Origin of the sequence: Streptomyces sp. NBC_01477, from assembly GCF_036227245.1 — a bacterium.
Lineage (GTDB): Bacteria > Actinomycetota > Actinomycetes > Streptomycetales > Streptomycetaceae > Actinacidiphila.
In genome coordinates this window covers 8,220,592-8,243,538 of the sequence record NZ_CP109445.1, presented here as the reverse complement: position 1 = coordinate 8,243,538, position 22,947 = coordinate 8,220,592, and the positions used below count along the sequence as shown (strand labels likewise).

The 22,947-nt window shown below is 73.8% G+C and carries 29 protein-coding genes, 2 pseudogenes and 1 riboswitch; of the genes and pseudogenes, 14 read left to right on the top strand and 17 right to left on the bottom strand.

What is annotated here, in order from left to right; translation table 11 throughout:
* Window positions 1-243: 243 nt before the first annotated feature.
* A complete protein-coding gene (locus OHA86_RS35320; RefSeq protein WP_329181950.1) occupies window positions 244-456 on the bottom strand; it encodes a DUF6199 family natural product biosynthesis protein in 213 nt (70 codons plus the stop codon).
* Between the two features lie 225 nt (window positions 457-681).
* Here OHA86_RS35320 and OHA86_RS35315 point away from each other — a divergent pair, with 225 nt between their 5' ends.
* Window positions 682-1,089, top strand: a complete 408-nt coding sequence (locus OHA86_RS35315) for a rodlin (protein ID WP_329181948.1) — start codon at window positions 682-684, stop codon at window positions 1,087-1,089.
* A gap of 144 nt (window positions 1,090-1,233) precedes the next feature.
* On the opposite strand, the gene OHA86_RS35310 is transcribed toward OHA86_RS35315, so the two are convergent.
* Window positions 1,234-1,791 (bottom strand): hypothetical protein, encoded by a 558-nt coding sequence (locus OHA86_RS35310; RefSeq protein WP_329181946.1) that lies wholly within the window; start codon window positions 1,789-1,791, stop codon window positions 1,234-1,236.
* Between the two features lie 541 nt (window positions 1,792-2,332).
* On the opposite strand from OHA86_RS35310, the gene OHA86_RS35305 reads away from it, so the two are divergent.
* The 4 genes from OHA86_RS35305 (at window position 2,333) to OHA86_RS35290 (ending at window position 4,902) form a co-directional block, all read left to right on the top strand.
* Window positions 2,333-2,584 carry a DUF6400 family protein gene (locus OHA86_RS35305; RefSeq protein WP_329181945.1) on the top strand — a complete coding sequence of 84 codons (252 nt, stop codon included), beginning with the start codon at window positions 2,333-2,335 and terminating at the stop codon, window positions 2,582-2,584.
* The gene (locus tag OHA86_RS35300; RefSeq protein WP_329181943.1) at window positions 2,568-2,807 is read left to right on the top strand and encodes a hypothetical protein; all 240 of its coding nucleotides are present in this window, start codon (window positions 2,568-2,570) and stop codon (window positions 2,805-2,807) included. Before OHA86_RS35305 ends, OHA86_RS35300 begins: the two co-directional genes overlap by 17 nt.
* A 330-nt stretch (window positions 2,808-3,137) precedes the next feature.
* Window positions 3,138-3,443: a hypothetical protein gene (locus OHA86_RS35295; protein ID WP_329181941.1), complete on the top strand. Its 306-nt coding sequence runs from the start codon at window positions 3,138-3,140 to the stop codon at window positions 3,441-3,443.
* 436 nt (window positions 3,444-3,879) lie between these two features.
* A complete protein-coding gene (locus OHA86_RS35290) occupies window positions 3,880-4,902 on the top strand; it encodes an LLM class flavin-dependent oxidoreductase (protein WP_329181940.1) in 1,023 nt (340 codons plus the stop codon).
* 44 nt (window positions 4,903-4,946) lie between these two features.
* Here OHA86_RS35290 and OHA86_RS35285 read toward each other — a convergent pair whose 3' ends face one another.
* The 6 genes from OHA86_RS35285 to OHA86_RS35260 form a co-directional block, all read right to left on the bottom strand.
* Window positions 4,947-5,516 (bottom strand): DUF4126 family protein, encoded by a 570-nt coding sequence (locus tag OHA86_RS35285; RefSeq protein WP_329181939.1) that lies wholly within the window; start codon window positions 5,514-5,516, stop codon window positions 4,947-4,949.
* Entirely contained in the window at window positions 5,513-5,980 is a 468-nt protein-coding gene (locus tag OHA86_RS35280) for a hypothetical protein (protein WP_329181938.1), read from the bottom strand. The genes OHA86_RS35285 and OHA86_RS35280 overlap by 4 nt, the downstream gene beginning before the upstream one ends.
* A gap of 109 nt (window positions 5,981-6,089) precedes the next feature.
* Window positions 6,090-6,803 carry a 3-keto-5-aminohexanoate cleavage protein gene (locus OHA86_RS35275; RefSeq protein ID WP_329181937.1) on the bottom strand — a complete coding sequence of 238 codons (714 nt, stop codon included), beginning with the start codon at window positions 6,801-6,803 and terminating at the stop codon, window positions 6,090-6,092.
* A 152-nt stretch (window positions 6,804-6,955) separates the two neighbouring features.
* A complete protein-coding gene (locus tag OHA86_RS35270) occupies window positions 6,956-7,237 on the bottom strand; it encodes a hypothetical protein (protein WP_329181936.1) in 282 nt (93 codons plus the stop codon).
* A gap of 160 nt (window positions 7,238-7,397) precedes the next feature.
* Entirely contained in the window at window positions 7,398-8,540 is a 1,143-nt protein-coding gene (locus tag OHA86_RS35265) for an RNA polymerase sigma factor (protein WP_329181935.1), read from the bottom strand.
* Between the two features lie 7 nt (window positions 8,541-8,547).
* Window positions 8,548-8,955, bottom strand: coding sequence for a YciI family protein (locus OHA86_RS35260; RefSeq protein ID WP_329181934.1), 408 nt, complete (start codon window positions 8,953-8,955; stop codon window positions 8,548-8,550).
* 304 nt (window positions 8,956-9,259) lie between these two features.
* Between OHA86_RS35260 and OHA86_RS35255 the strand changes: the two genes are divergently transcribed.
* From OHA86_RS35255 to OHA86_RS35245, 3 genes and pseudogenes are all read left to right on the top strand, one after another.
* Complete coding sequence (locus tag OHA86_RS35255) at window positions 9,260-10,069, top strand: ATP-binding cassette domain-containing protein (protein WP_329181933.1); 810 nt, start codon at window positions 9,260-9,262, stop codon at window positions 10,067-10,069.
* A pseudogene (locus tag OHA86_RS35250) lies at window positions 10,066-10,365 on the top strand (YhgE/Pip domain-containing protein); the annotation flags it as partial. The gene OHA86_RS35255 and the pseudogene OHA86_RS35250, both read left to right, overlap by 4 nt.
* A gap of 61 nt (window positions 10,366-10,426) precedes the next feature.
* The gene (locus OHA86_RS35245) at window positions 10,427-10,579 is read left to right on the top strand and encodes a hypothetical protein (protein WP_329182702.1); all 153 of its coding nucleotides are present in this window, start codon (window positions 10,427-10,429) and stop codon (window positions 10,577-10,579) included.
* Window positions 10,580-10,595: 16 nt separating this feature from the next.
* On the opposite strand, the gene OHA86_RS35240 is transcribed toward OHA86_RS35245, so the two are convergent.
* Window positions 10,596-11,780 (bottom strand): GDSL-type esterase/lipase family protein, encoded by a 1,185-nt coding sequence (locus tag OHA86_RS35240; RefSeq protein ID WP_329181932.1) that lies wholly within the window; start codon window positions 11,778-11,780, stop codon window positions 10,596-10,598.
* 85 nt (window positions 11,781-11,865) lie between these two features.
* Entirely contained in the window at window positions 11,866-12,435 is a 570-nt protein-coding gene (locus OHA86_RS35235) for a TetR/AcrR family transcriptional regulator (protein ID WP_329181931.1), read from the bottom strand.
* A gap of 71 nt (window positions 12,436-12,506) precedes the next feature.
* On the opposite strand from OHA86_RS35235, the gene OHA86_RS35230 reads away from it, so the two are divergent.
* The 3 genes from OHA86_RS35230 to OHA86_RS35220 all read left to right on the top strand — a co-directional run bounded on the left by OHA86_RS35230 (window position 12,507) and on the right by OHA86_RS35220 (window position 13,683).
* Window positions 12,507-12,998 (top strand): FBP domain-containing protein, encoded by a 492-nt coding sequence (locus tag OHA86_RS35230; protein WP_329181930.1) that lies wholly within the window; start codon window positions 12,507-12,509, stop codon window positions 12,996-12,998.
* A gap of 282 nt (window positions 12,999-13,280) precedes the next feature.
* Window positions 13,281-13,409 (top strand): hypothetical protein, encoded by a 129-nt coding sequence (locus OHA86_RS35225; RefSeq protein ID WP_329181929.1) that lies wholly within the window; start codon window positions 13,281-13,283, stop codon window positions 13,407-13,409.
* Window positions 13,410-13,464: 55 nt separating this feature from the next.
* On the top strand, window positions 13,465-13,683 hold the full coding sequence (locus tag OHA86_RS35220) for a DUF6011 domain-containing protein (RefSeq protein ID WP_329181928.1): 219 nt from the start codon (window positions 13,465-13,467) through the stop codon (window positions 13,681-13,683).
* A 7-nt stretch (window positions 13,684-13,690) separates the two neighbouring features.
* On the opposite strand, the gene OHA86_RS35215 is transcribed toward OHA86_RS35220, so the two are convergent.
* Both OHA86_RS35215 and OHA86_RS35210 read right to left on the bottom strand, forming a co-directional pair.
* Window positions 13,691-14,494 carry an EI24 domain-containing protein gene (locus tag OHA86_RS35215; RefSeq protein ID WP_329181927.1) on the bottom strand — a complete coding sequence of 268 codons (804 nt, stop codon included), beginning with the start codon at window positions 14,492-14,494 and terminating at the stop codon, window positions 13,691-13,693.
* 154 nt (window positions 14,495-14,648) lie between these two features.
* Window positions 14,649-14,858, bottom strand: a pseudogene (locus tag OHA86_RS35210) (GntR family transcriptional regulator); the annotation flags it as partial.
* Window positions 14,859-14,990: 132 nt separating this feature from the next.
* Here OHA86_RS35210 and OHA86_RS35205 point away from each other — a divergent pair.
* Window positions 14,991-16,067, top strand: coding sequence for a bile acid:sodium symporter family protein (locus OHA86_RS35205; RefSeq protein WP_329181926.1), 1,077 nt, complete (start codon window positions 14,991-14,993; stop codon window positions 16,065-16,067).
* 33 nt (window positions 16,068-16,100) lie between these two features.
* Here the strand turns inward: OHA86_RS35205 and OHA86_RS35200 are convergent, their stop codons facing one another.
* The 3 genes from OHA86_RS35200 to OHA86_RS35190 form a co-directional block, all read right to left on the bottom strand.
* A complete protein-coding gene (locus OHA86_RS35200) occupies window positions 16,101-16,982 on the bottom strand; it encodes an MBL fold metallo-hydrolase (protein WP_329181925.1) in 882 nt (293 codons plus the stop codon).
* Window positions 16,983-16,993: 11 nt separating this feature from the next.
* Window positions 16,994-17,061: riboswitch (guanidine-III (ykkC-III) riboswitch) on the bottom strand.
* Window positions 17,062-17,107: 46 nt separating this feature from the next.
* Complete coding sequence (locus OHA86_RS35195) at window positions 17,108-17,377, bottom strand: hypothetical protein (RefSeq protein ID WP_329181924.1); 270 nt, start codon at window positions 17,375-17,377, stop codon at window positions 17,108-17,110.
* A 57-nt stretch (window positions 17,378-17,434) separates the two neighbouring features.
* Window positions 17,435-17,752 (bottom strand): YkvA family protein, encoded by a 318-nt coding sequence (locus tag OHA86_RS35190; protein ID WP_329181923.1) that lies wholly within the window; start codon window positions 17,750-17,752, stop codon window positions 17,435-17,437.
* Between the two features lie 219 nt (window positions 17,753-17,971).
* Here OHA86_RS35190 and OHA86_RS35185 point away from each other — a divergent pair, with 219 nt between their 5' ends.
* Window positions 17,972-18,733: an HNH endonuclease family protein gene (locus tag OHA86_RS35185; RefSeq protein ID WP_329181922.1), complete on the top strand. Its 762-nt coding sequence runs from the start codon at window positions 17,972-17,974 to the stop codon at window positions 18,731-18,733.
* A 135-nt stretch (window positions 18,734-18,868) separates the two neighbouring features.
* Here OHA86_RS35185 and OHA86_RS35180 read toward each other — a convergent pair whose 3' ends face one another.
* Complete coding sequence (locus OHA86_RS35180) at window positions 18,869-19,111, bottom strand: hypothetical protein (RefSeq protein WP_329181921.1); 243 nt, start codon at window positions 19,109-19,111, stop codon at window positions 18,869-18,871.
* Window positions 19,112-19,315: 204 nt separating this feature from the next.
* Here OHA86_RS35180 and OHA86_RS35175 point away from each other — a divergent pair, with 204 nt between their 5' ends.
* Complete coding sequence (locus OHA86_RS35175; protein ID WP_329181920.1) at window positions 19,316-20,791, top strand: carboxylesterase/lipase family protein; 1,476 nt, start codon at window positions 19,316-19,318, stop codon at window positions 20,789-20,791.
* A gap of 94 nt (window positions 20,792-20,885) precedes the next feature.
* Here the strand turns inward: OHA86_RS35175 and OHA86_RS35170 are convergent, their stop codons facing one another.
* On the bottom strand, window positions 20,886-22,946 hold the full coding sequence (locus OHA86_RS35170) for an iron ABC transporter permease (protein WP_329181919.1): 2,061 nt from the start codon (window positions 22,944-22,946) through the stop codon (window positions 20,886-20,888).
* Window position 22,947: the final 1 nt, after the last annotated feature.

The window sequence follows — 22,947 nt, the reverse complement described above, 5'->3', positions numbered from 1 at the left end:
ATTCGCCCGTCGCCAACCACCGGGGTGAGGACAGTCCCGCGGACGTCACCAATTTTCCGGACCATTTCGCGAACATCGCGACCAAGTGCGTTGCGGGCGCGCCTGGTTTCCGTGCGTTCGTCACCACTCGTGAGGCGGCGCCCGTCGTACTCCCCGACCCCGCCTGCAAAGGCTGAAGGCCTCGCTGGTCCTGGGCCGGGCCATCCGTGTCCCGGACCGGCGGCGGTGCCGGCCGGCCCGGGGTCAGAGGTTGGTGACCAGGATCCACACCGCGACGACGAGGAACACGACTCCGGTGCCGCGCTGCACCGCGTAACCCCTACTGGTGGGTTCGGTGCCGGCGGGGTCCTTCACCCAGCCCCGCTGAAGGCGCCTGTTCACCGCCCAGAGCAACTGCGGGCGTACGACCTGGACGAGCCCCATGGCGAGCATGAGGCACATGACGGCGATGAACACGGGTCCCCCTGTGGTGGTGCCGGGCGGGCGGGCGTCGCCCGATCGCGAAGCATGCCGACCGGCTGCCCTGACGGTTCGGGCCGAAACGGGCGTCCGCCGGACCGGCGGTCCCGCGCGGAAGGGGCGCCGCATACGGCTCGCCCTCGTACGGGTGAATAAGTGGGGGTCACGCATGAAACCCGATAGCTTGCTCTCCCTTGCGTAGTTCACGGTAATAGGAGAGACATGCGTATCAGTAGTGCCCTGACGGCCTGCGGTCTGGCCGCGGCTGTGGTGGCCGGCGGCGCCGGTGCGGCTTCGGCGATCGGCAATGACGAGGGGACCACCACCGTCAACGGCAACGGCGCCGTCCAGGCGTACGGCAACACGGTCACCGGCGGTGAACAGAGCCCGCAGCTCGGTCTGGTGCAGGGCTCGCTCAACAAGCTCTGCCTCGGCGCTCCCGTCAAGGCGAACGTCGGCTCGCTGATCGGCCTTCTGGTGCCCGTCACGGCCCAGGACATCCAGGTGCTGTCCTCACCGCAGAACCAGCAGTGCGCCGAGAACTCGACCCAGTCGAAGGGCGACGAGCCGCTCTCGCACATCGCCGACGACATCCCGGTGCTGACCGGCAACGGCGTCGCCAACGGCTGACGCTCCATCCGCCCGGCGGCCGGCACTCCTCCGCGAGGGCCGGCCGCCGGTGCGGCCGCAATCCCGGCCGGTCGGCCCTCCCTGCGGCCGACCACCATGTGCTGACGGACCCGCAGGGGCCGATCCGCCCGGCCGGTCCCGGCGTCAGGCGTCCTTCCAGCCCGCGCGGAAGGTGAGCCGGGCGGCGTGGAAGGACTCGGGCCGGGTTCTGGCGGCGAGCAGGACGCGCCATGCCGTCTGCTCCAGATCCGTCAGCCACAGGGTGCCGATGTAGGTGTGGTCGAACCCGGCCAGATCGGCGGTGTCGGCCAGGGCCCCGCCGACCACCTTGGCGGCAGCCGCCCGGTGGGACGCGGTGATCTCGCCGAAGGCGGACAGGACCTGGTCGGCGAGGCCGGCCGGATCGCCTTCCAGCGCGCGCAGGACCCGGGGGCCGATGTTGGCGGGGATGAGGTGGGGGGTGTCGGACGCCTTCCCCAGGGCCTGCCAGAAGTCGGGGTTTCCGGTCGGCGGCGGTATGGCCGCCAGCAGGTCCAGCAGGTGCGTCGCCGCGGTGAACTCCTCGCAGGCCGCTGCCGCGACCACCGCGATGTCCGCGACGTTCCGGGCGTCGAGGCCGGTGGAGTCCAGCAGGATGTCGAGCCGGCCGCGGAGGTAGTCGGCCAGCTGATCGTCGTAGGAGCGGAGGCGGGGCAGCGGCATCGGCGGTCCTGGGTCGTCGTCGGCCGGCGGCCGGTCGGCGCCGGATCACTCAGAGCGTGCCAAGCGGGTCCTGCCCGCGGTCGGCGGACCCACTCACATGGCCGGGAAGCGATTGCCGGGGCGTATCGCCGTTCCCGTACCGGTTGCCGGTGGTGCCCGGCCGCGGCCCGCCGCCGGTCCCGGCCGCCCGGGTCGTACGTCCCGGGGTCGGTCCCGGTCATCGGGGCGGGGCTGCCGGATCGCCCGGGGCGGTCCGGGTGGCCCTGGCGTCCGCACCTTGCCCGGGCGGCGGGACGCGGTCCATTGCGCGGGGCAAGGCCATGAGCTGCGTCACAGCGCCATGAGCCCGACCGCGGCTGCCGCGGGGAGCAGGGTGCCGGCAACGGCGCGGCTCCGTACGCCGATCCGGAGGTGCGCCGCCGCCAGGTCGGGGGAACCGTCGCTCCGGGGCCGCCCGTGGGCGACTTAGGTCACCCTTCCCTACGGATGCGGTCGCCTGGTAGAGCTGGAGGGGTTACGCCCGCGCACCGGAAGTCCCGCCATGAACCAGGACAAGGCCACCGGCCTCCACACCTTCACGATCGACCTGACCTTCGAGGAAGGCCGGCGGCGAGCAGAGGTCATGGCTGCGCTCGGGCCCGACTGGGACCCGGTGGCCGCCCTGCGGAGCGAGGACGAGGCGTACGCGCTCCTCTACTCGGACCTGGACGCCGAGCAGCAGCGCACCTACGACCTGCTGGTGGCGGCCGGTGTCCTGCCGGGGGAGGAGCCGGGCCGTGCGGCTGCCCATTGATCCGCACGCGGACATCTCCCGTCGCGCCTGGGTGGCCTGCCCCGTCTGCGACGACGCCCGCCGCTGCCCGACCTGCGCGGACCGCCGCAACTGCGACGAGCACTGGCGCTATCTGCTCTCCAACAACGGACCGGTCGTCCACCTGCAGTGCCCCCGGTGCACGCACACGTGGTCACTGAACACCCGCCCGGCCGCCACCCGCCCCGGCGACGGCACACCGTAGCCCGGGCCCCGGCTTGGCTCGCGCCTCGGTGAACATTGCCTGCCGGGCCGGCCCGGAGATATCCGGTCAACTCTCGGCGGCTCTGCGTGGTGGTACGCGGTAGGCCGCGCGCCAGCGGGTTTCTGCTGGGGCGGGCGGGTGAGCACGCGTGGACCGATTGTCCGGATCATTCCGCATGCACCGTTCGTGGCGGCTTGGTGTTGGCGTGAACCTGCTCGGCGGACCCTGGGGGATGGCTGTCGGCCGTGTCCCGGTGGCGGCGGCGGGCAGGAGCCCCGGCGCACGCAGCCGCCCCGACGGGGCGGCAGACACCCAGCATGGGAGACGATCATGATGCGTACCACCAAACGCACTCTCGCGGGCGCCTTCGCCACGGCATTACTGGGCGCGGGCGGGCTCCTGGCCGCCGCTCCGGCCGACGCCACCGCCAATACGGCGAACTGTTCCGCCGTGAACACCGCGCCGTTCTACTCCTCCCCCGGCGGCGGCGACAGCACCTGGGTCTACTCCGTCGCTCCCGGGGGCGGCATCAGCGACACCGGCAACGTGGCCCTCGTCAACGGCACGTGGTACCACCTCGGCCACGGCAACGGCCACAGCGACGCCTGGTTCCGCCAGGCCGACACCACCTGCTGACGCCGTCGCGTACACGCGGGTGAACAACCGCGGACGGTACGCCCGCCAGGTCCGGCCATAGGAGGCCGACGGGCTCAGTACGCCAGACGCCCCTTCCCGGCAAGCTCGCCCACCGGGAAGGGGCGCTGTCGTGCGGGTGCGGTCCGCAGCCGCCGGCGGGGCGGCACCGAGCGGGTGCCCGCTGGTGGCGGGGCCGGCGGATAGGGTTGCGAGGTGTTCGACGCCGAGGAACGGAAGCGGGTCAGGGGACGGTTGCCCGCAGCCGCTGAGGACGATGGCGGCACCGCCGGGGCTGCGGTCACCGGGCCGGAGGCGCTCGGCGCGGCCGGCCGGTGGTCGGACATCGACCTCGCGTTGCCGGTCCACGGCCGGCTTGACGCGGCCCTCGAACGCTGGACCGCGCGGCGGGACAAGGGACGGACGAGGGAGGAACGCGATGCCGCTGGACTCGGAGCCGTTGCGGGCGCTGGGGTTCTTGACGATCGGCCTGTTCGACCCCGCGGATCCGCGGCGGGGGCACGAGTCGACCCTGGAGATCATCGAACTCGGTGAGCGCCTGGGCTTCGACAGCGCCTGGGTGCGGCACCGCCATCTGCAGTACGGGATCTCCTCGCCCGTCGCGGTGCTGGCGGCGGCCACGCAGCGCACCAGCCGTATCGGCCTGGGCACGGCGGTGATCCCGCTGGGCTGGGAGAATCCGCTGCGGCTCGCCGAGGATCTGGCGACGGTCGACATCCTTTCGGAGGGCCGGCTCAGCCCGGGGGTCAGCGTCGGGCCGCCGATGCACTACGGCCGCGTCAAGCAGGCGCTCTACGGTGACACCGCCGACAACCAGGACTTCGGCTACGAACGGGTGCTGCGGCTGCTGGACTTCGTGCGCGGCGAACCCGCCAGCGACTTCAGCGGGACCGTGGGCTTCGAGGCGTTCTCCGACCGCGTCCAGCCCCAGGCCCCGGGACTGGGCAGCCGCATGTGGTACGGCGGCGCGAGCCTGCGGTCCGCCCGGTTCGCGGGCGAGCACCGCATGAACTTCCTGACCAGCAGCGTCGTCAAGGCCGAGGAGTCCGAGGACTTCGCCGCGATCCAGCTCTCGCACGTCCGGGCCTTCCGCGAGCAGCACCCCGACGCGGGGCGGGCCCGCGTCTCGCAGGGGCTCGTCGTCATCCCGACCGACAACGCCTCGGCGCAGCAGCGTGCCAGATACGAGGCCTTCGCGCGCGAGCGCCTGCCGCGTACCGCCGTACCGCACGGACCCGCGCGCCTGATGTACGCGCCCGACCTCGTCGGACCCTCCGCGCGGATCGCCGAGCAGCTCTACGCCCACGCCGCCTTCCGGGAGATCGACGAGGTCGCCTTCGCGCTGCCCTTCACCTTCGAGCACGACGACTACATCCAGATCCTGACCGACATCGCCACCGTACTCGGGCCTGCGCTGGGCTGGCGGCCCGCCGCGACCTGAGTCCCGCGCGGGCTGCGCGACGGCGGACGCCGGGGCGGCGGGGCTCAGCCCGCGGTACGGCTCCTGCCGGCGGCCAGGGAGCAGCCCGTCCGGACCAGTGCCACGGCCAGCGCGTCCTCGATCACCGCCGCGGGCCAGTCGGGGCGGCCGTACTGCCCGGCCGTCAGCCGCCACCAGGCGCCGGCGAATGCGGCACCGGCCGCGGCGCCGCCGCCGAGGACCGCGGCGGCGGCGAGCGTGGCCGCCGGGACCGCAGGGCGGGCCTGGTGATCACGGCCGTCGAACGTGTCGGACCGGTCGCCGCCCTCGTCCCGCCCCGATCTGGCGGCCAGCGCGGTGGCGGCCAGCGCGCCCAGGACGACGCGGGGTATCAGGCCGGGCGCGCCGAGGCGGCTCGGGGTCTGCGGGAGCTTGTCCGCGACCAGCTCGCCGAGGGCCGCGGTCGCGGTCGCCGCCCGGACGGGGCGCCTGGCCAGCAGCGCGAGCGGTCCCGGACGCGGATCGAGCGTGCGGGGGGCGCTCATCGAGACGGCCGCCAGGCCGATCTGGCTGCGTAGCCCGGACGCCGCGCCGGCCAGCCCGGCTCCCGCCAGTATGGGGATCGGCGCCCTCATGAGCGCGGCTCCGCGGCCACCAGGACGCCGTACGTGACCAGGCCGTACACGAGGTGCGGCACCGCGTCGGAGAGCCAGTCGGCGCCGGACCAGGTGCGGGGGTCGCTGACCTTGAGGTCGGCCATGGACAGGTCGGTGGCTGCCATGGCCAGGGCTCCGGTCAGTACGCCGCCGGCCCACCAGGGCAGCCGCAGGCCCGCTCGCCGTATCACCGACACGGCGGTGCCCGCGGCCACTCCCACGGCGATCCCGGACAGCGCGCCCAGCCCGGTCAGCCGGCTTTCCCGCGTCTGTCCCTCACCGGGGACGCCGAGACCGGCCTTCGCGGCCAGCGCGACCACGGTCCGCTCGGGCACGTCGCTCGCGGGTCTGCCGCGCAGCGCCATGTCCCCGTAGGTCATCGCGTTCAGCAGTGTCGTACCGGCGGCCCCGGCGACGGAGCCTCGTATCAGCGTTCCCATCATGGTGTGCGGATGCCCGGCGCGCGGTGCCCGAAACCACACGTTTTGCCGGACATGTCCCCCGGTCGTCCCGTGGCGAAGGGCGCGGGCCCGATGTCAGCCGCCTGAACGCCTACGGGATGATGCCGCGTGCGGCACGGACGAGGTCGGCGTTGGTCTCGGCTGTCGTCCCGTCCGGCAGCTGGAGCACGTCTTCCAGGCCGATCCGCATGTCCAGCCGAAGGGACGCGGCCATCTCCAGGACGGCCCAGGCGGCCTCGTCCTCGCCGTGGAGCAGGACCGGCGATTCCGCGGCGGGGCGGAGTTCGCCGAGAAGCCCGGCTGCGGTACGGGGCGCGGTCCGCGGATCGGTGTCCGTGATCTCGGCCAGGACGCGCAGGACGCGGTGGGAGTCCGTCCAGCCGAGGAAGCGCCGCGCTGCCTGTGTCCCCGAGTAGATGCCCGCTTCGATGCCGATGCCCCGGTCCAGCAGGGTGGCGGCGACTGTGGCGGCGCCGTCCTCGTGCCAGTTCACGGAGGCGTGGTCGGGGAGCACCGTCCAGGAGCGGACCTGGGACGCGCGCTCCGCGGGGTCCGGTGTGGTCCAGGCCCCCGTGGTGACGCCGACGGGGACGCCCGGGGCGACGGCCCGCACGGCGGTGAGGGCCGCGGCGACGGCGGCGGGCTCCAGCGTGTCCTCGCCGTCGGCGTTCTTGGGGTGCAGGTGGATGTCCCGGGCGCCGGCGGCGACGGCCGCGCGGGCTGCCGCGGCCAGCTCCTGCGGGGTCACGGGAAGGTGAGGGCATTCGGCGCGCACCCTGGCACCGTTCAGACACACTTGCAGCATGAGCGTGATCCTTCCAGGCCCGCCGACCGAGCGGGGGCCGCGGTGCGGCAATCGCGACAAGACCAGGTCCCGCGCGTCCGGGCAGCGACAGGTGACGTAGGGGCCGACCGGATCGCGGGATGGGCCGCAGGAGGACGCCGGCGGTGCGGACGTCAGCCGCGCCGGGGGCGGACGGCGCCCCGGGTGCCGAGGAGCATCAGGGTGAAGGCCGCCGCCACGAGCACGACGGGCACGGCGAACACGGGTCCACCCGAGTGGTCGCTCTGGAGGGCGCCCATCAGGATCAGGCCGAGGCCCAGCAGCAGATACCCCAGGCCCCACGGCACCGGTCTGAGCGTCCGGTCCCGGAGCCACGGCAGCGCTCTGCCGGACAGGGCCACTCCGGCGCCGGACAGGACCGCCAGTGAGCCGATGACCATGAGCACGAAGGCCATACCGCCATCCCCGATACCGCGACGCGAATGAGGCTGCCCACCGGAGACCGCCGCCTCTGTGCCGGTCTCCCGCCTGGCCTGCCCAGCATCCCACACGGCCGAACGGGCGTGCACCCACCAGCTGACGGCGGTTCACGGGACATACGGCCGGGGGGAACTGTCAGCGGTGGCGGGTGTTGAGGCGGGCGGCCTGGCGGGTCAGGTGGTCGCGTTCGGCGAGGTTGGGGGCCTTGGGGGCCGCCTCCGCGTACAGGCGGGCCGCTGTCGTCAGGTCGCCGTCGCGCTCGTGGAGGTACGCCGCCACCGCGGTGTGGCGGGGCAGGGAGTCGTCCAGCGCCGCGAGCGCGGCCAGGCCGGCGCGTGGTCCGTCTGCCTCGCCGACGGCCACCGCGCGGTTGAGCCGGACGACCGGGCTGTCGGTCAGGAGCGCGAGCTCGTCGTACCACTCGACGATCTGCACCCAGTCGGTCTCCGCTGCGGTGGGCGCGTCCGCGTGGAGTGCCGCGATGGCGGCCTGGGCCTGGAATTCGCCCAGCCGGTCGCGGGCGAGGGCCGCTTTCAGGATCCCCACGCCCTCGGCGATCACCCCGGTGTCCCACCGGCTGCGGTCCTGCTCGGCGAGCGGGACGAGGCTGCCGTCGGGCGCGGTGCGGGCGGCGCGCCGGGCGTGGTGGAGCAGCATGAGGGCGAGCAGCCCCGCCGCCTCGGGGTGGTCGATCGCGGCCGCGAGCTGCCGGGTGAGCCGGATGGCCTCGGCGGCGAGGTCGACGTCGCCGGAGTAGCCCTCGTTGAAGACCAGGTAGAGGACGCGCAGCACGGTCGCGACGTCGCCGGGCTGGTCGAAGCGCACGTCGGAGACGGCGCGCTTGGCCCGGCTGATGCGCTGCGCCATGGTCGCCTCGGGCACCAGGTAGGCCTGGGCGATCTGGCGGGTGGTCAGCCCGCCGACGGCGCGCAGGGTGAGCGCGACCGCGGAGGACGGTGTCAGCGTCGGGTGGGCGCACAGGAAGTAGAGCTGAAGGGTGTCGTCCAGCCCGGGCGCGGGCCCGGGCGCCGGCTCCTCGTCGAGCAGGTCCTCACGCCGGCGGCGGGCGGTGTCCGCCCGGGTCGCGTCGAGGAAGCGCCGCCAGGCGACGGTGACCAGCCAGCCCTTCGGGTCCCGCGGCGGGTCGGCCGGCCAGACGCGGACCGCCTCGATCAGCGCGTCCTGGACGGCGTCCTCGGCCGCCGCGAAGCCGGCTCCGCGGCGGACGAGGATGCCGAGCACGCTCGGCGTGAAGCTCCGGAGCAGCAGCTCGTTCACCGGGAGGTCACTCCGTGATGGTGGGCGGCTCGGTCAGGAACGGGCGCAGTTCGAGCCACTCGTGGATCGGCCTGCCGCCCGCGCCGGGAGCGGCAGACAGTTCCCCGGCCAGCTCGACGGCCCGCTCGTAGCTGTCGACGTCGATCGCCATCCAGCCGGCGATGAGGTCCTTGGTCTCGGCGAACGGGCCGTCGGTGACCGGCGGGCGGCCCTCGCCGTCGTAGCGGACGAACATTCCGCCGGGGGCGAGTGCCTGGCCGTCGACGAATTCGCCGGTCTTTTCGAGCCGGGCCGCGAAGTCGTTCATGTACTGCATGTGGGCCGAGATCTCGTCCGGCGTCCACTGGTCCATGGGCACGTCGTTGACCGCCGGCGGGGCGCCGCGGTAGTGCTTGAGCAGCAGATACTTGGCCATCGCATGTCTCCTCGGTGCCGGTGCGACCCCATTGTGGCCGCCTTCACCGCGGGGACGGAGCCAGGCACGCGTTCTCGACATCGCCGCCCGATTCTTTTGTCCGCGCAGAGGAACGCGGGCGAGCCGTCCCTCCGAGCCGGGCGGTGCCGCCGTCCGACAGGGGGCGCGCCGGTCGCGTTCTCCGAGGCTGACGGAGGGGTGCGCCCGGCGCGGCGCCAACAGCCGGAGGCCCGGGGGAACGGTCGTGCCGGGCGTCACATCGTGCGGTGGTGTGTCCGTGCCGATCTGGGTTACTGGTTGGTAGGTGACCGCTGCCGAGGAGCCGTGGATCGAGGGAGTCGAGGTCGCCGCGCGCGATCTCAGCGCGCGGGGTCCGCGCGGGCCGGTGTGGGAAGGCGTCAGCCTGCGGGTGCCGGCCGGTGGGCTGTCCGTGGCGCACGGCCCGTCGGGTTCCGGCCGCACCTCGCTGCTGCTGGCGCTCGCCGGGCGGTTGCGGGTGGCGGCGGGGACGGTGCAGGTCGGCGGTCATGCCGTGCCGCGGGCGGCCGGGCGGGTGCGGCGGCTGGTCGCGGTGGCCCGCGCGGCTCCTGCCGTTTTCCTGGAGCCGCGGCTGCGGGTGCGCGAACTGGCCGCCGAACGGCGGTGGTTGGCGCCCGGCGCCGATCGTGCCGCGGTACGCCGGGCGATGGACGTCGTCGGCTTCGACGCCCCGGACGACACTCTGGTGGCCGATCTCGACCCGGTGGCCTCGCTCGCGCTGGCCTTGGCCCTCGCGCTCGCCGAGAGCCCCCGCGCGCTCGTGGTGGACGATGTGGACAGCGGCTGTCCGCCGGATCAGCGCGCGGCGGCGTGGCAGGCGGTACGGCAGGCCAACGCCGCCGGGTGCACGGTGCTCAGCGCCGCGCTCGCCCCGCCGGACGGCCCGGAACCGCCGTATACGGCCCTCGCCCTCCCCCGGCTCAGTGCGGACGCGCTGACCGGCACCGGGGCCGCGGGCGCCGGGCGCCGTACGGCCGCTGATGGCCGCAGCGGCGGTGCGACGGACACGGACGGGCCGGACGACCGCGCGGGCGACCCGGATCCCGCACCCACCACCCGGAAGGCGGCCCCGTGACCTTCGCCAGACTCGCCTGGCTCGAACTGCGCAGCTTCCGGGGACCCTTGCGCCGCTTCGTACCGCTCCTGCTGTGCCTGATACCGCTGCTGTACGGCGCGACCTACCTGTGGGCGAACTCAGACCCCTACGGCAGAACCGGCCAGATCCCGGTTGCCGTCGTCAACGAGGACCAGCTCGCGCACGGCGTCCAGGGCCAGCGCGTGCAGGCCGGCGCCCAGCTGGTCCAACAGCTCAAGGCCGACCGCGAGTTCGACTGGCACTTCGTGGACGCCGGCCGCGCGGCCGACGGGCTGCGCGCCGGCGACTACGCGTTCACCATCACCGTACCGCGCGGCTTCAATCGACGGGCTGCGTGTGGCCGTGTCCGGCGGCGACACCGGCCGGGTGCTGAGCGACTGCGGCATCCTCGCCGGCTTCACCGCCGTCTTCCTTCTCGCCTGCACCTTCGCGGTACGCCGCATGCGCACCTGGACGATCGGCCGGCTCCACCCCGACGTCGAACTGTGAGACGGCCGCGGGGCGTTCAGCCGCCCTCGGCGCTGAACGGGCCGCCGGAGGCGAAGGCCCGAGCGGCGAAGTTCCCGCCGATGCGGCGGTGGGCGGCGGCGTCCGGGTGGATCTGGTCGGGCAGCGGCAGTTCGGCGAAGTCCGCCTCGCCGTAGAGGTCGCGGCCGTCGACGTAGAACAGGTTCGGGTCGTCGGCCGCCCGCTGCTTCACCAGGCGGCTCAGCTCGTCCCGGATGACGTTGAGGGTCAGTTTGCCGGCGGCCCGTTCCCCGGGGTCGCCCATGGCGCGGAATTGGAGCCTTCCCTCGCTCACGCTGCTGAAGTCCGGGACGCTCGGGCCGGGGGTGTCCTCGTGGATGGGGCACAGCAGGGGTGAGACGACCAGGAGCGGCGTGCCGGGGTGGCCCTCGCGGATGGTGTCGAGGAAGCCGTGCACCGCCGGGGTGAAGACGCGCAGCCGCATCAGGTCGGCGTTGACCAGGTTGATGCCGACCTTGACGCTGATCAGGTCCGCGGGGGCGTCCCGCATGGTCCGCGCGGTGAACGGGTCGAGCAGGGCGCTGCCGCCCAGGCCCAGGTTGACCAATTCCACGCCGCCGAGGGAGGCGGCGAGCGCGGGCCAGGTGGTGGTGGGGCTCGCGGCGTCGGAGCCGTGGCTGATCGAGCTGCCGTGGTGCAGCCACACCCTGCGGTCCCCGGCGGCCACGGGCTCGACGGGAGCGTCAGTGCGCAGGGCGAGGAGTTCGGTGGTCTCGTTGTGCGGCAGCCAGATCTCGACGTCCTTGGCGCTGTCGGGCAGGCCGGTGAAGCGGAGGGTGCCGGACGGGCCGGGCCGGCTCTCGACGGTCCCGGTGGTCATGTCGACCGTCAGGGTGTTGCCGCCCTTCACACCGGCCTGTCCGGCCAGGCGGCCGTCGACGAGGAGGTCGTACACGCCGTCCGGGCCGGGCGGGGCGCCCACGTAGACCCGCTTGGTGGGCAGCGTGTCCAGCTCGACGACGGTGGCCCGGGTGCGGAAGACCAGCCGTACGCCGGACGGCTGGGCCTCGACCATGGCCAGCTGGCCGTCGGGGAACTGCTCGCGGACCCAGGCGGGCAGCCGGTGCGGCAGCACGCCGTGCGCGGTGCGCTCCAGGTCGAGGGCGCCGCGCAGCAGGTCCGCGGTGATGGGTGTGGTGATCCAGTCGTCATCGGTGTGCATGGTCCCAACCTGTTGGTCAGAGTGACTGTTCGGCTTCGCCGGTGCGCCGCGCGGGCAGCGTCCTCCGGCCGGTACGGGCGCCCGGTCAGGGGGCGGGCCAGTTCCGCAGCAGGGCGTCGAGGGCGTCCACGATCCGCGGCCAGGTCTCCTGCGAGTCGGGGCTGCTGTGGCTGAACCCGCCCCCCGTCTCCAGGCTGACGTAGCCGTGGAAGACGCTGCCCAGCAGCCGGACCGCGTGTGTCTGGTCCGGCTCGGCCAGGTCGTAGCCGCGCAGGATCGCCCGCGTCATCTGCGCGTGCCTCACCCCGGCGCTGGCGGCGGCCGTCTCCGGGTCCAGCCTCAGCTGGGCCGCGGCATAGCGGCCGGGGTGCTCCCGGGCGTAGTCGCGGTAGACGTCCGCGAAGGCCGCCAGGGCGTCCTTGCCGGCCCGCCCGGCCAGGGCGGCGGCGCCCCGGTCGGCGAGTTCCTCCAGGGCGAGCAGAGCGATCCGGGTCCTGAGGTCCTGGGAGTTCTTCAGGTGCGAGTACAGGCTCGCGACCTTGACGTCGAAGCGCCGGGCGAGCGCCGAGACGGTGACCTGGTCGAAGCCGACCTCGTCGGCCAGCTCCGCTCCCGCCCGGGTCAGCCGTTCCGGGGTCAGCCCTGCGCGTGCCATAGCCTTGCTCCCCTCTGGTGAAACTTATTATGCATTTGCCTAATACCTTTAGGCAAATTAGCCTGGTCCGTATGACACCACTGACCGAGCGGGAGATCCGTGCCGCGTTCGTGAACTGCACCAAGGGCGAGGCGAAGCGGCTGTCCGTCCCGCGCGACCTGGCCGACCTGCCCTGGGACGACCTGGACTACCTCGGCTGGCGGGATCCGCAGGCCCCCGACCGCGCCTACCTCGTCACCGAGCTGGACGGCCGCCCGACGGCCCTCGCGGCGCGCTGCCCCAGGCCCGCCTTCTCGCAGACGCGGCGCAGCATGTGCTCGGTGTGCGTGACCACCCATACCGGCGGCGTCTCCCTGATGGTCGCGCCGAAGGCGGGGAAGGCCGGGCAGCAGGGCAATTCGGTGGGCATCTACATATGCGGCGACCTCGCCTGCTCGCTCTACGTGCGGGGCAAGAAGGACGCGGGCGCCGGCTCCCGGATCCACGAGACGATCACGTTGGAGGAGAAGATCCAGCGGACCGCGGCGAACATTGCGGCCTTCGTCGCCAAGGTGACCGCGTGACCCCCTCGCCAAAGTGACCGCGTGACCTCGCCGGGGTGACCGCGCCCCCCTTCCGGCGCGCCCGCGCTCCCCGCGCGGGGCGCGGTTCGCAAGCGCGGGATCCGGCGTCTCGTTACGGGTCCGTGAATTTCTGATTTTGTCCCCTTCGGAGCGATAACAGGGCTACGGTTCGACCAGGGTCCGGCAGGATCTGCACGGCGATCGCCCCGTCGCCGACCACGATCTGGCGGGGGAAGGACCTGGAGGCTCAGGACGGCCGGATCGATTCCCGCGCCGACGGTCGTGGCCTCGCCGGCCGTCCTTCCCGCGCTCGGCCAGGTGCTCGTCCATCCGAGCGTCGACACCGCCTTGCAGGCGGCGGCCCGGATCGCGGGGGGAACGGCCGGCGCGGCGGACGCGCAGGAGAGCTGACTCGTACGGCACCGGTCGTGCCCCGCGACCGGGCCGGTTTCGGCACACTGTCCCCATGCGCCCTGATCCCGCCCCGCTGCCCGGCCTCGCGACGGACGAGGAACTGGCGGCGGGCTACCGCGTGGTGCGCTGCGCCATGTGCGGGCACCGGCTGACCGGCCGGGAGGCGCGGATGCGGGGTCTGGGCGAAGGCTGCGCGCACAAGTTGGGCCTGCGGGAGGTACGCGGACCCGGGCGGTTCGAGGTCGAGCAGGAGCCGCTGCCCGAGGCATGACGCGTGCTCACGCCCTTCCGGGGGCCCCGGGCACCACGGGAGCCGCCGGCGCCGCCGGCGGGAGAAGCTCACGGGTGAGCAGGGTCGCGCCCGCGACCGCGCCCGGCATCAGCAGCACGGCGACGAACGGCACCAGAAAGGCCAGCACCAGCGGCACCCCGAACCCGAGGACGAGCGCGAGGCGTCCCCGCATCAGCCGCAGTTGCTTGCGCAGCCCGACCCCGCGGCGCTGCATCGACACCGACGCCAGCTCCTGGGTGAGGAAGAAGCCGGAGACGCAGAAGCCGACGACGGGCACCACCGTCTGGCCGATTCCCGGCAGGAAGCCCGCCGCGAACAGCACCACGCCGAACGCGGCCACCCGCACCAGCAGCCGTACGCTGTCGCGCAGCCCGATCCACAGCTCCTGCCACAGCGGCCGTTCCAGCGGCGCGGGCGCGCCGCCCTGCGACTCGTCGACCCGGCCGGCCAGCGCCTCGTAGAAGGGCTGGCCCACCAGCAGCGTGACCGCGGTGAAGGAGACCACCGCGAGCAGCAGCCCGCCGCCCACCACCACCGCGACCGTCAGATCGCGGAACAGCCCGCGCCAGGCGGCGGCCCAGTGGTCGGCGAAGGGCGTCGCCCAGGCCACCAGATCGTCCGACCAGATCACCAGCGCCACGAGCGCGACCACGTAGCCGGCGAAGCTGATCAGGGCCGGCACCATGCCGAACAGCCAGTCCCGCGGATGCCGCAGCGCCCACTTCTGCCCCCGCCACAGCAGGGACACTCCCCTGCCCAGGTCGCCCACGTGCCCGGATCCCGCGGCCATCACGCCCGCACCCGCCGGCCCTGACGCTCCCGGCACGCACCGGAGCGAGCCGGCGGCCACACCTTCACAGAACTCACCTTGGACATGTCTCCCGCCTGTCCACGCGGACGCCCGCACGAACCACCCAGTGGCCGCACACTACGGAAACGTCCGTCCGCGACCGCAGGAAGCCCTCCGCCTCCAGGGTGCGCAGCGCTTCGCGGACCGGTACGCGCGGGACGCCGTAGCGCGCCGCCAGCGCCTCCCCGGTGAGGCGCCGGCCGGGCCGGTGCACCCGGGCGCTCACGTCGTCGCGGATCGCCCGGCTCACCGGCGGGGCGGTCGTCCGACGCGTCGCCGCCCGCTGGGACCTGTGCTCGGGCACCGCACGCCCCGTTGAATACAATCGCTGCACCGGCAGCGGAAGGATCGAGGTGGCGAACGTACCGCAGCGCGGCCCCGGCCCCTCCGGTCCGCGCGGCCCCGGGCATCCGTACTCCCCCGGAAAGAGGAGCAGTTGACCGCCTTCCGTGCCGTGCTGGCCCGCTTCGGGGTCGATCCGTACATCCTGGCCATCCTCACGACCGTCGGCGTGGCGGCGCTGCTCCCGGCGCGCGGGGGCGTCGCCGACGGCCTGTCCGGCGTCACGACCGCCGCCATCGCCCTGCTGTTCTTCCTCTACGGGGCCCGGCTCTCGCCGCGTGCCGCGCTCGACGGGGCCAGGCACTGGCGGCTGCACCTGACGATCATGGCGTCGACCTTCGTCCTCTTCCCGGCGCTCGGGCTGGCCGCCCGGGCGATCAGCACGCCCGTCCTCGGCCCGGAACTCGCCAAGGGGGTGCTGTTCCTGTGTCTGCTGCCGTCGACCGTGCAGTCCTCGATCGCCTTCACCTCGCTGGCCCGGGGGAACATCGCGGGGGCGGTCTGCGCGGCCTCCTTCTCCAGCCTGCTGGGCATCGCGGTCACCCCGGTGCTGGCGTCCGCGCTGCTCGGCGGCTCGGTCCGGATCGACGCCGGGTCGGCGGTGACGCTGGTCCTGCAACTGCTGCTGCCGTTCCTGCTCGGCCAGGCGACCCGGCGCTGGACCAGCGGCTGGCTGGCCGCCCACAAGCCCGCGGTGACCATGGTCGACCGGGGGTCGATCCTGCTGGTCGTCTACGCCGCTTTCAGCGAGGGCATGGTCGCGGGCGTCTGGCACTCGCTGTCGCCGTGGCGGCTGCTCGCCCTGCTGGCGCTGTGCGCCGCCCTGCTCGCGGCGGCGCTCGGTGTGACCGGCGTGGCCGGTGCCAGGCTGGGCTTCGACCGGGCGGACCGCATCACCATCGTCTTCTGCGGCTCCAAGAAGAGCCTGGCGAGCGGCTTGCCCATGGCTGCGGTGCTCTTCGCGGGCAAGGACGTCGGCCTGATGGTGCTGCCGCTCATGCTCTTCCACCAGATCCAGCTGATGACCTGCACCGCGCTGGCCCGCCGCTGGGGCCGCCGGAGCGGGCACGACCAGCCGGGCGGCGTCGTCCACCGCGATGCCGCCGCGGACCGGATGCACAGCGGGGGCGGCGACCCGACAGCCCCGCAGAACGCCCGGGTCGCCCGCTGACGGGTCGCCCGGCCGCCTCGTCCCCGGGCGGTGCTACGCGTCCCTGCGGCAGATGACGAAGTCGGGGAAGGCGTGCCGTCCGGGGCGGTCGCCGACCTCGTCGATCGCCCCGCGCAGGTCCCGCAGCTGGCCCACGGTCATCTGCAGCGGCGGCTCGTGCGGCTGGTAGGTGGTGAGGATCGGGTAGTCCACGGCCGGCTCGTCGGTCATCTCGATGTGGCAGCCCAGCACATGGGTGACCGGCCGGGTGCCGGCGAATTCGATCAAGCGGTCCACGGTGGCGCGGAAGGCCGCCCAGTCCTCGACGTACAGCCGCCCGGGATACACCGTGTCGCCGGTGAGCAGGAATCCGGTGTGCGGGTCGTAGTAGGTGACGGCCGCCTCGTGGTGGCCCGGGGTGGCCAGGCATTCCAGCACCCGGCCGCCGAGGTCGACGCGGGCCGCCCGGCCCGGGCCGTCGGCGAACCCGAAGTACGCCCGGGCGCTGCCCGCGTCCGCGCCCACAACCGTGGTGTCGGGCCGGTCGGCGAACTGCGCGTCGCCCGCGATGTGGTCGCCGTGGGCGTGGGTGTGCAGCACGAGCAGCGCGTAGCCGTCCCGGCGATGCTCCGCGAGCCAGCGCGCGACCAGGTCGTCGACGACCCGGCGCAGCGGGAAGAACTCGGCGGACGCGGTGGCTCCGGTGTCGATCAGTACGGCCCGGTCGTTGCCGAACAGCAGGAACAGGAAGGGCGCCTCGTAGTTGACCGCCATGTTCTGGCGCAGGATCACCGTGTGCTCGTCGTAGGCGTGCACCTGGATGTCCGGATCGGTGTTGTGCTTCGCCGACGGCGATCCGTGGATCCAGCGCACGTCCAGCGCGCGGGGCTCCGGCGGCTCGGCCGCGAAGGTGATCCGGTGTGCGGTCCCGCCCATGACGTCTCCCGAGAGCGTCGTCTTGGCAGGCCGGGTACGGCGCACATCTCGTCCGGGGCAGGCGCGTGGGTGCCTCCGCGCGGAGATTACCAAGCGTGCCGCGGGCCGATCAACCACCCGGCGGTTCAAGGCGCGTCGCCCTCCCAGTCCCACAGGTGGGGGTCGCCGGGCCGGGGGGCGTAGCAGGCACGGCCGCCGGGGCCGAAGCGGCCGATCTCGGTGGTCAGCGCGAGGCCGCCGGAGCGCTCCTCGGGGGTCCGGCCGGTGATGTCCAGCAGCAGGCCGTCCAGCGCCCCGCCCACCAGCTCGGCGTAGTCGTGCCCGGGCTGCGGCCCGGGATCGGGGTCGTCGTGATCGGCGCCGTAGACCCGGCGTAGTTTCCACCTCGCGTCCATGGGTGGCAGCCTGCCAGCCACCACCGACAATCCGGCGCCGACCACCGTCCTCCCGGGCTATTTGAGGGACTTGGGCCCCAGGTCCTTGCCGGTGCGGCTCACACCGTAACGGGCGGCGGCCGCGTGCAGGGAGCGCAGGGCCAGCAGCAGGAAGCCGACGTCGTCGATGTAGATCGGGTCCGGCAGGAGGTCCACGGGCCAGATGAGGTAGGCCACCGACGCCCAGAACATCGTCTTGGTGGACATCGGGATGCCGGAGCTCTTGACCAGCCGCCACGAGCGGACGAGCTTGACCAGCAGCCTGATCGCGACGATCAGGCTGACGACGGCGACTGCCGCCAACAACCAGAGCAGCGACCATTTCGTGCTGTCCATCCGCACCACCTCCGCGCCGCCGCCATCGACCTGCCCCCACACCTGCCCCGGATATCGGCGGCTACCACGCCGAAGGCGACCCGAGCGGTCGGGACTGTTTCCGGTCAGCGGGCGGGGCCGGTACGACAGCGGTCCTCTCCTTTCGCCGGTTCCGGCCAGGTGTGCTCGGGCGAAGGCCGGTAACCCGTCCTGGTAAAAGCCGTGGTGAGTGGAGGCGTGATGGGCCGACAGGTGGACGTGATGGCGCGGGCGGTGGCGGCGGCAGCCGTATCGGTGCTGATACTGGGGGTGGCGGGGTGTCAGCCGAAGGACGTGACCGACGGCGCGGCGCCTTCCGGTCAGGACACGGCCGCCGGGTCGGGCGGCGGGGGCTCGGCGGCCTCGGAGCTGGCCGAGCTCAAGGTGAAACCGGACGGGTCGATCAGCAGCTACGACCGGGTGAAGGACTTCGGCGAGGCGTGGACGGACCAGCAGGGCGCACCCGGCGGCCACAACCACTGCGAGACCCGCGACGACATCCTGCGCCGCGACCTCATCTCCGTGAAGCTGGACGGAAAGTGCGAGGTAGAGTCCGGCAGGCTCCACGACCCCTACACCGGCAAGACCATCGACTTCACCCGCGGCCGCGGTACGTCGCTGACCGTCCAGATCGACCATGTGGTCTCCCTGGGCAACGCCTGGCAGACCGGCGCGTCGGCCCTCCCCCAGGCCACCCGTGAAGAGCTGGCCAACGACCCCTTGAACCTCATCGCCGCCGACGGCCCCGCGAACGAGGGCAAGGGCGACGACGACGCCAGCAAGTGGCTGCCGAAGTCCGACGGCTTCCGGTGCACCTACGTCGCGCGGCAGATCGCGGTCAAAGCCAAGTACCGCCTGTGGGTGAGCACTGCCGAGAAGGCCGCCATCTCGAAGGTCCTGGGCGGCTGCCACGGCCAGGCGCTGCCCACCGAGACGAGCCGCGGTATCGCCCTGAAGTCCTGACCGGCCGCCGCGGAGGCCTCCTCGCCGTCGTCGGGACGTATCCGGCACAGCCGGGCGGCGGGCAGGGCCTCCAGGAGCACACATGGACCAGGCCCGCCACGTTGATCGGGGCGGGCCGGGTGACGGGCGGGCGGGTCAGGAGGGCTGGGGGTGGCCCGCGTCGCCTTCTATGACGGTGCGTTCGATCTGGCCGTGGTCGGTTTCCTCGACGATGGTGACATCCACCGTGCCGTCGCCGGTGGTGTCGAACTGGTAGAGGTCTGGCGTGCCGTCGCCTGTGGTGTCGCTCATCCATACGTCGAGCTTTCCGTCACCGTTGGTGTCGGCGCTGAGGATCAGGTGTTCTTCGACGGGGGCTTCAGTCGTCTCGTGAGTCATGGCTGCCGCGTGCCCCTGCCGGAGGTCGGCAAACTACCGGCCGGTGGCCGTACGGGTATAGCGGGAGGCCCAACGAGTATGTGTCGCGCGTAGTTTCGGGCCGAATGATGGGTGCATGTCCGCCGCCGCACGCCACCGGTGGCACGCGTCCTCGGGAGGTCCAGTGATGAGCACCGCTGCAGACGTTCGGCCCGGGGCGCGACGGTGACGCCGGCGGGCGCGGGCGTCCGCGTGGCCACGGCGGGCGGTGTCGTGGAGGGGCGCCGGGACGGCGAGGTCGTCGGCTTCCTCGGGATCCCCTTCGGCGCCGCCCCGGTCGGGCCGGGCCGTTTCGCGGCGCCGCGGCCCGCGCCCGGGTGGGCGGGGGTGCGTGACGCGAGCCGGCCGGGGCCTGCCGCGCCCCAGGCGCCGGGGCGGCTCGACCATGCCATCGGGCCGCTGGGGATGCCGCAGGACGAGGACTGCCTGACGCTGAACGTGTGGACGCCCGCCGCGGACCGCTCCGCCCGCCCGGTGGTGGTCTTCCTCCACGGCGGCGGCTTCACCAGCGGCTCCGGCGGGATGGACCGCTACAACCTCGCCGATTTCGCCGCCGCGGGCGACCTGGTGGCGGTGAGCGCCAACTACCGGCTCGGCGCGCTGGGATACCTCTACCTGGGCGAGGCGGGGGTCGCGAACGCCGGGCTGCTCGACCAGATCGCCGCGCTGCGCTGGGTCCGCGAGCACGCCGCGGCCTTCGGCGGCGACCCGGAGCGGATCACGGTGCTGGGCCAGTCCGCGGGTGCCCAGTCGATCATCGCGCTGATGGCGGCGCCCGCCGCGGCGGGCCTCTTCCAGCGGGCCGTCCTGCAGAGTCCGCCGCTCGGCATGCGCCCGCTGACCACCGATCAGGCCGCCGGGATCGCCGAGCGCTTCGTGCACGTCCTGGAGCAGAGCGGCGGCGGCGCGGACCTGCGCGGACGGCCCGCCCAGGACTTCCTGGACGCCCAGGACGTACTGGCCAGGGCCGGTGGCCGCCTGCTGGACCTGTCGCCGCCGCTGCAACTCGTCGCCGACGGCGAGTGGGTCCAGGAGGACCTGACGGCCGCGGTCGCGGCGGCCCCGCCGGCAGTGGACGTCCTGCTGGGCTGGAACAGGGACGAGGTCGACGCCTTCTACGCACCCGACCCGCGCCTGCGGCAGCTGACGCACGAGCAGGTCGCCGGGGCCGCCCGCAAGGTGTACGGCGACGCGGCGGCGGAGGCGGCGATCTCCGTACAACTGGCGAGGCACCCTGAGGCGACCCCGGGGCAGCTCGCCTCCGCACTGACGACCGAGCACTTCCTGGCGGGACCCACCGCCCGCCTCGCGGCGCGCCTCGCCGACGCCGGCGGGCGGGTCTTCGTCTACCGCTTCGACTGGCACCCGGAGGGCAGCCCGCTGCGCGCCTGCCACTGCCTGGAACTGCCGTTCGTCTTCGGCAATACCGCGGCCTGGAAGATCGCCCCCATGATGGAGGGCGCCCGGCCCGGCCAGGTCGCCGAGTTGGTCCGCGTGGTCCGGGGGGCGTGGATCGCGTTCGCCCACAGCGGCAGCCCCCAGCACGCCGGGCTCCCCGACTGGCCCGCCCACCGTCCCGGGCAGCCGGCCCTGCTCCACCTCGCCGAGCAGCCCCGGCTGTCGCGGGGTCCCGATTCCTGAAGCCTTCCGCCCCGATTCCCGAGGTCCCTGCGCCCCCGGCTCCTGGGCCTGCGCGCCCCGGTTGCCGAGCCTCCGCGAAGGCACCCCCGACGCGCTACTTCCGGGTGCGGATCAGCAGGTAGAGGAAGTACGGGGCGCCGATGACGGCCGTCATCAGGCCCGCGCCGAGCTGGGCGGGGGCGATCACGGTACGGCCGAGCAGGTCCGCGGCGCAGACGAGCGCGGCTCCGAGCAGTATCGCGACCGGGATGACCCGTACGTGCCGGCGTCCGGCGAGTGCGCGGGCCGCGTGCGGGGCGACGAGTCCCACGAAGCCGATCGTCCCCGCGGCGGCGACGGCGGTGGCGCTGAGCAGGACGCTCGTCGCCAGCAGGCCCAGGCGCGCGCGGGACAGCCGCATCCCGAGCAGCCGCGGGGTGTCCTCGTCCAGGCTGACGAGGTCGAGTTCGCCGCGCCGGGCGACCGCCACGGCGGTGCCCACCGCGAGCACGGCCGCGACGGGCAGCAGGTCGGGCATCGTCCGCCCGTAGGTCGAGCCCGACAGCCAGGTGAGGGCCTTCGTCGCGTTGAACGGGTCGGTGAGGACGATGAGCAGGCTGATGAGCGCCGTTGTCCCGGCGGACGCGCCGATACCGACCAGGACGAGCCGGTTGTGCTGGAACCCGCCGCGCGCGGCGAGCCCGAAGACGATCGCGGCGGTGGCCGAGGCGCCCGCGAAGGCGGCGCCCGCGATGCTCCAGGATCCGGCGGCGGGGACGGTGGTGACCAGCAGCACCGCGCCGAGGCCGGCCCCGCCGGACACGCCCAGGACGCCGGGTTCCGCGAGCGCGTTGCGGGTGACGGCCTGCACGAGCGTGCCGGCCAGCGCGAGCGCGGCGCCCGCGAGGAGCGCGGCGAGCACCCGGGGCACCCGGGTGTCCAGGACGAAGGTGACGACGTGGTCGCCCCGGCCGAGGGCCCAGTTCACGACGTCGCCGAGCAGCAGCTTGGTGTCGCCGAGGAGCACCGCCGCGATCACCACGCCGACGAGTACGACGACGAGCACGGCGAGGGCCGCGAGGTAGGCCGCCCGGCTCGGGATGCGCAGCCGCTCGGGCGCGGGCGACGCGCCGGAGTCGCGGGTGCGCAGCGCCATGGCGACGAGGAACACCGCGCCGATCAGGCTGGTGACGACTCCGGTGGGCACCGCGACCGCGGACTCGGAACTCACCGACGCCCGCAGCAGGACGTCGGAGCCGAGGACGAGCGCCGCACCGGCGAGGCCGGCGACCGGTATCGCCGTCCGCGCCCGGAGCAGCCCGCGGAACCGTCCCGCCAGCGGGCGGACGAGCGCGGGTGCGCACAGCCCGACGAAGCCGATCGGTCCCGCCAGCGTCACCGCCGCGGCGGACAGCAGCGCCGCGAGGACGACGACCGTGATCCGGGTGCCCCTGACCGGGACGCCGAGCCCGCGGGCCGCGTCGTCGCCGAGGGCGAGGGCGTCGATCCGGCGGGCGGCGAGCAGGAGTCCCGCGAGGCCCGCGAGCGCGATCGGGCCCATCTGGAGCACGCCGTCGAAGCCGTTCTGGCTGATGCTGCCCTGGCTCCACTGGTAGAGCCCGTTCGTCCGCTCGGGGAACAGCAGGAGCAGCGCGTCGGTGACGGAGCCGAGCCCGAGCGCGAGCGCGCTGCCGGCGAGGACGAGCCGTACGGTCCCGGCGCCGAGGCCCGAGAGACCGAGCACGACGGCCGCCGCGGCCAGGGCGCCGGCGAAGGCCACTCCTGAGGAGGCCAGCAGCGGGAACGACAGGCCCGTCGCGCCGAGCACGCCGAGCGCCAGGTAGGAGCCGGCGTTCACCGCGAGGGTGTCGGGCGAGGCCAGCACATTGCGGCTCACCGCTTGCAGGGCGGCGCCCGCGGCGCCCAGCGCGACTCCCACGAGGACGCCGGCGACCATCCTCGGCAGCCGTGAGGCGACGACGACGGAGGCGTCCGCCTGGTCGGCGTGGCCGGTGAGCGCCTTCCACACCTGGCTCGCGCCGACGGCGGCCGTGCCCTGCGTGATGTCGATGACGGCGAGGGCCGCGACGAGGAGCACGAGCGCGGCGGTCACCGCGGCCGCGCCCGCCGTGACCGTACGGTGGCCGACGGCGGCGGCCGGCGTGGTGGCGGTCATG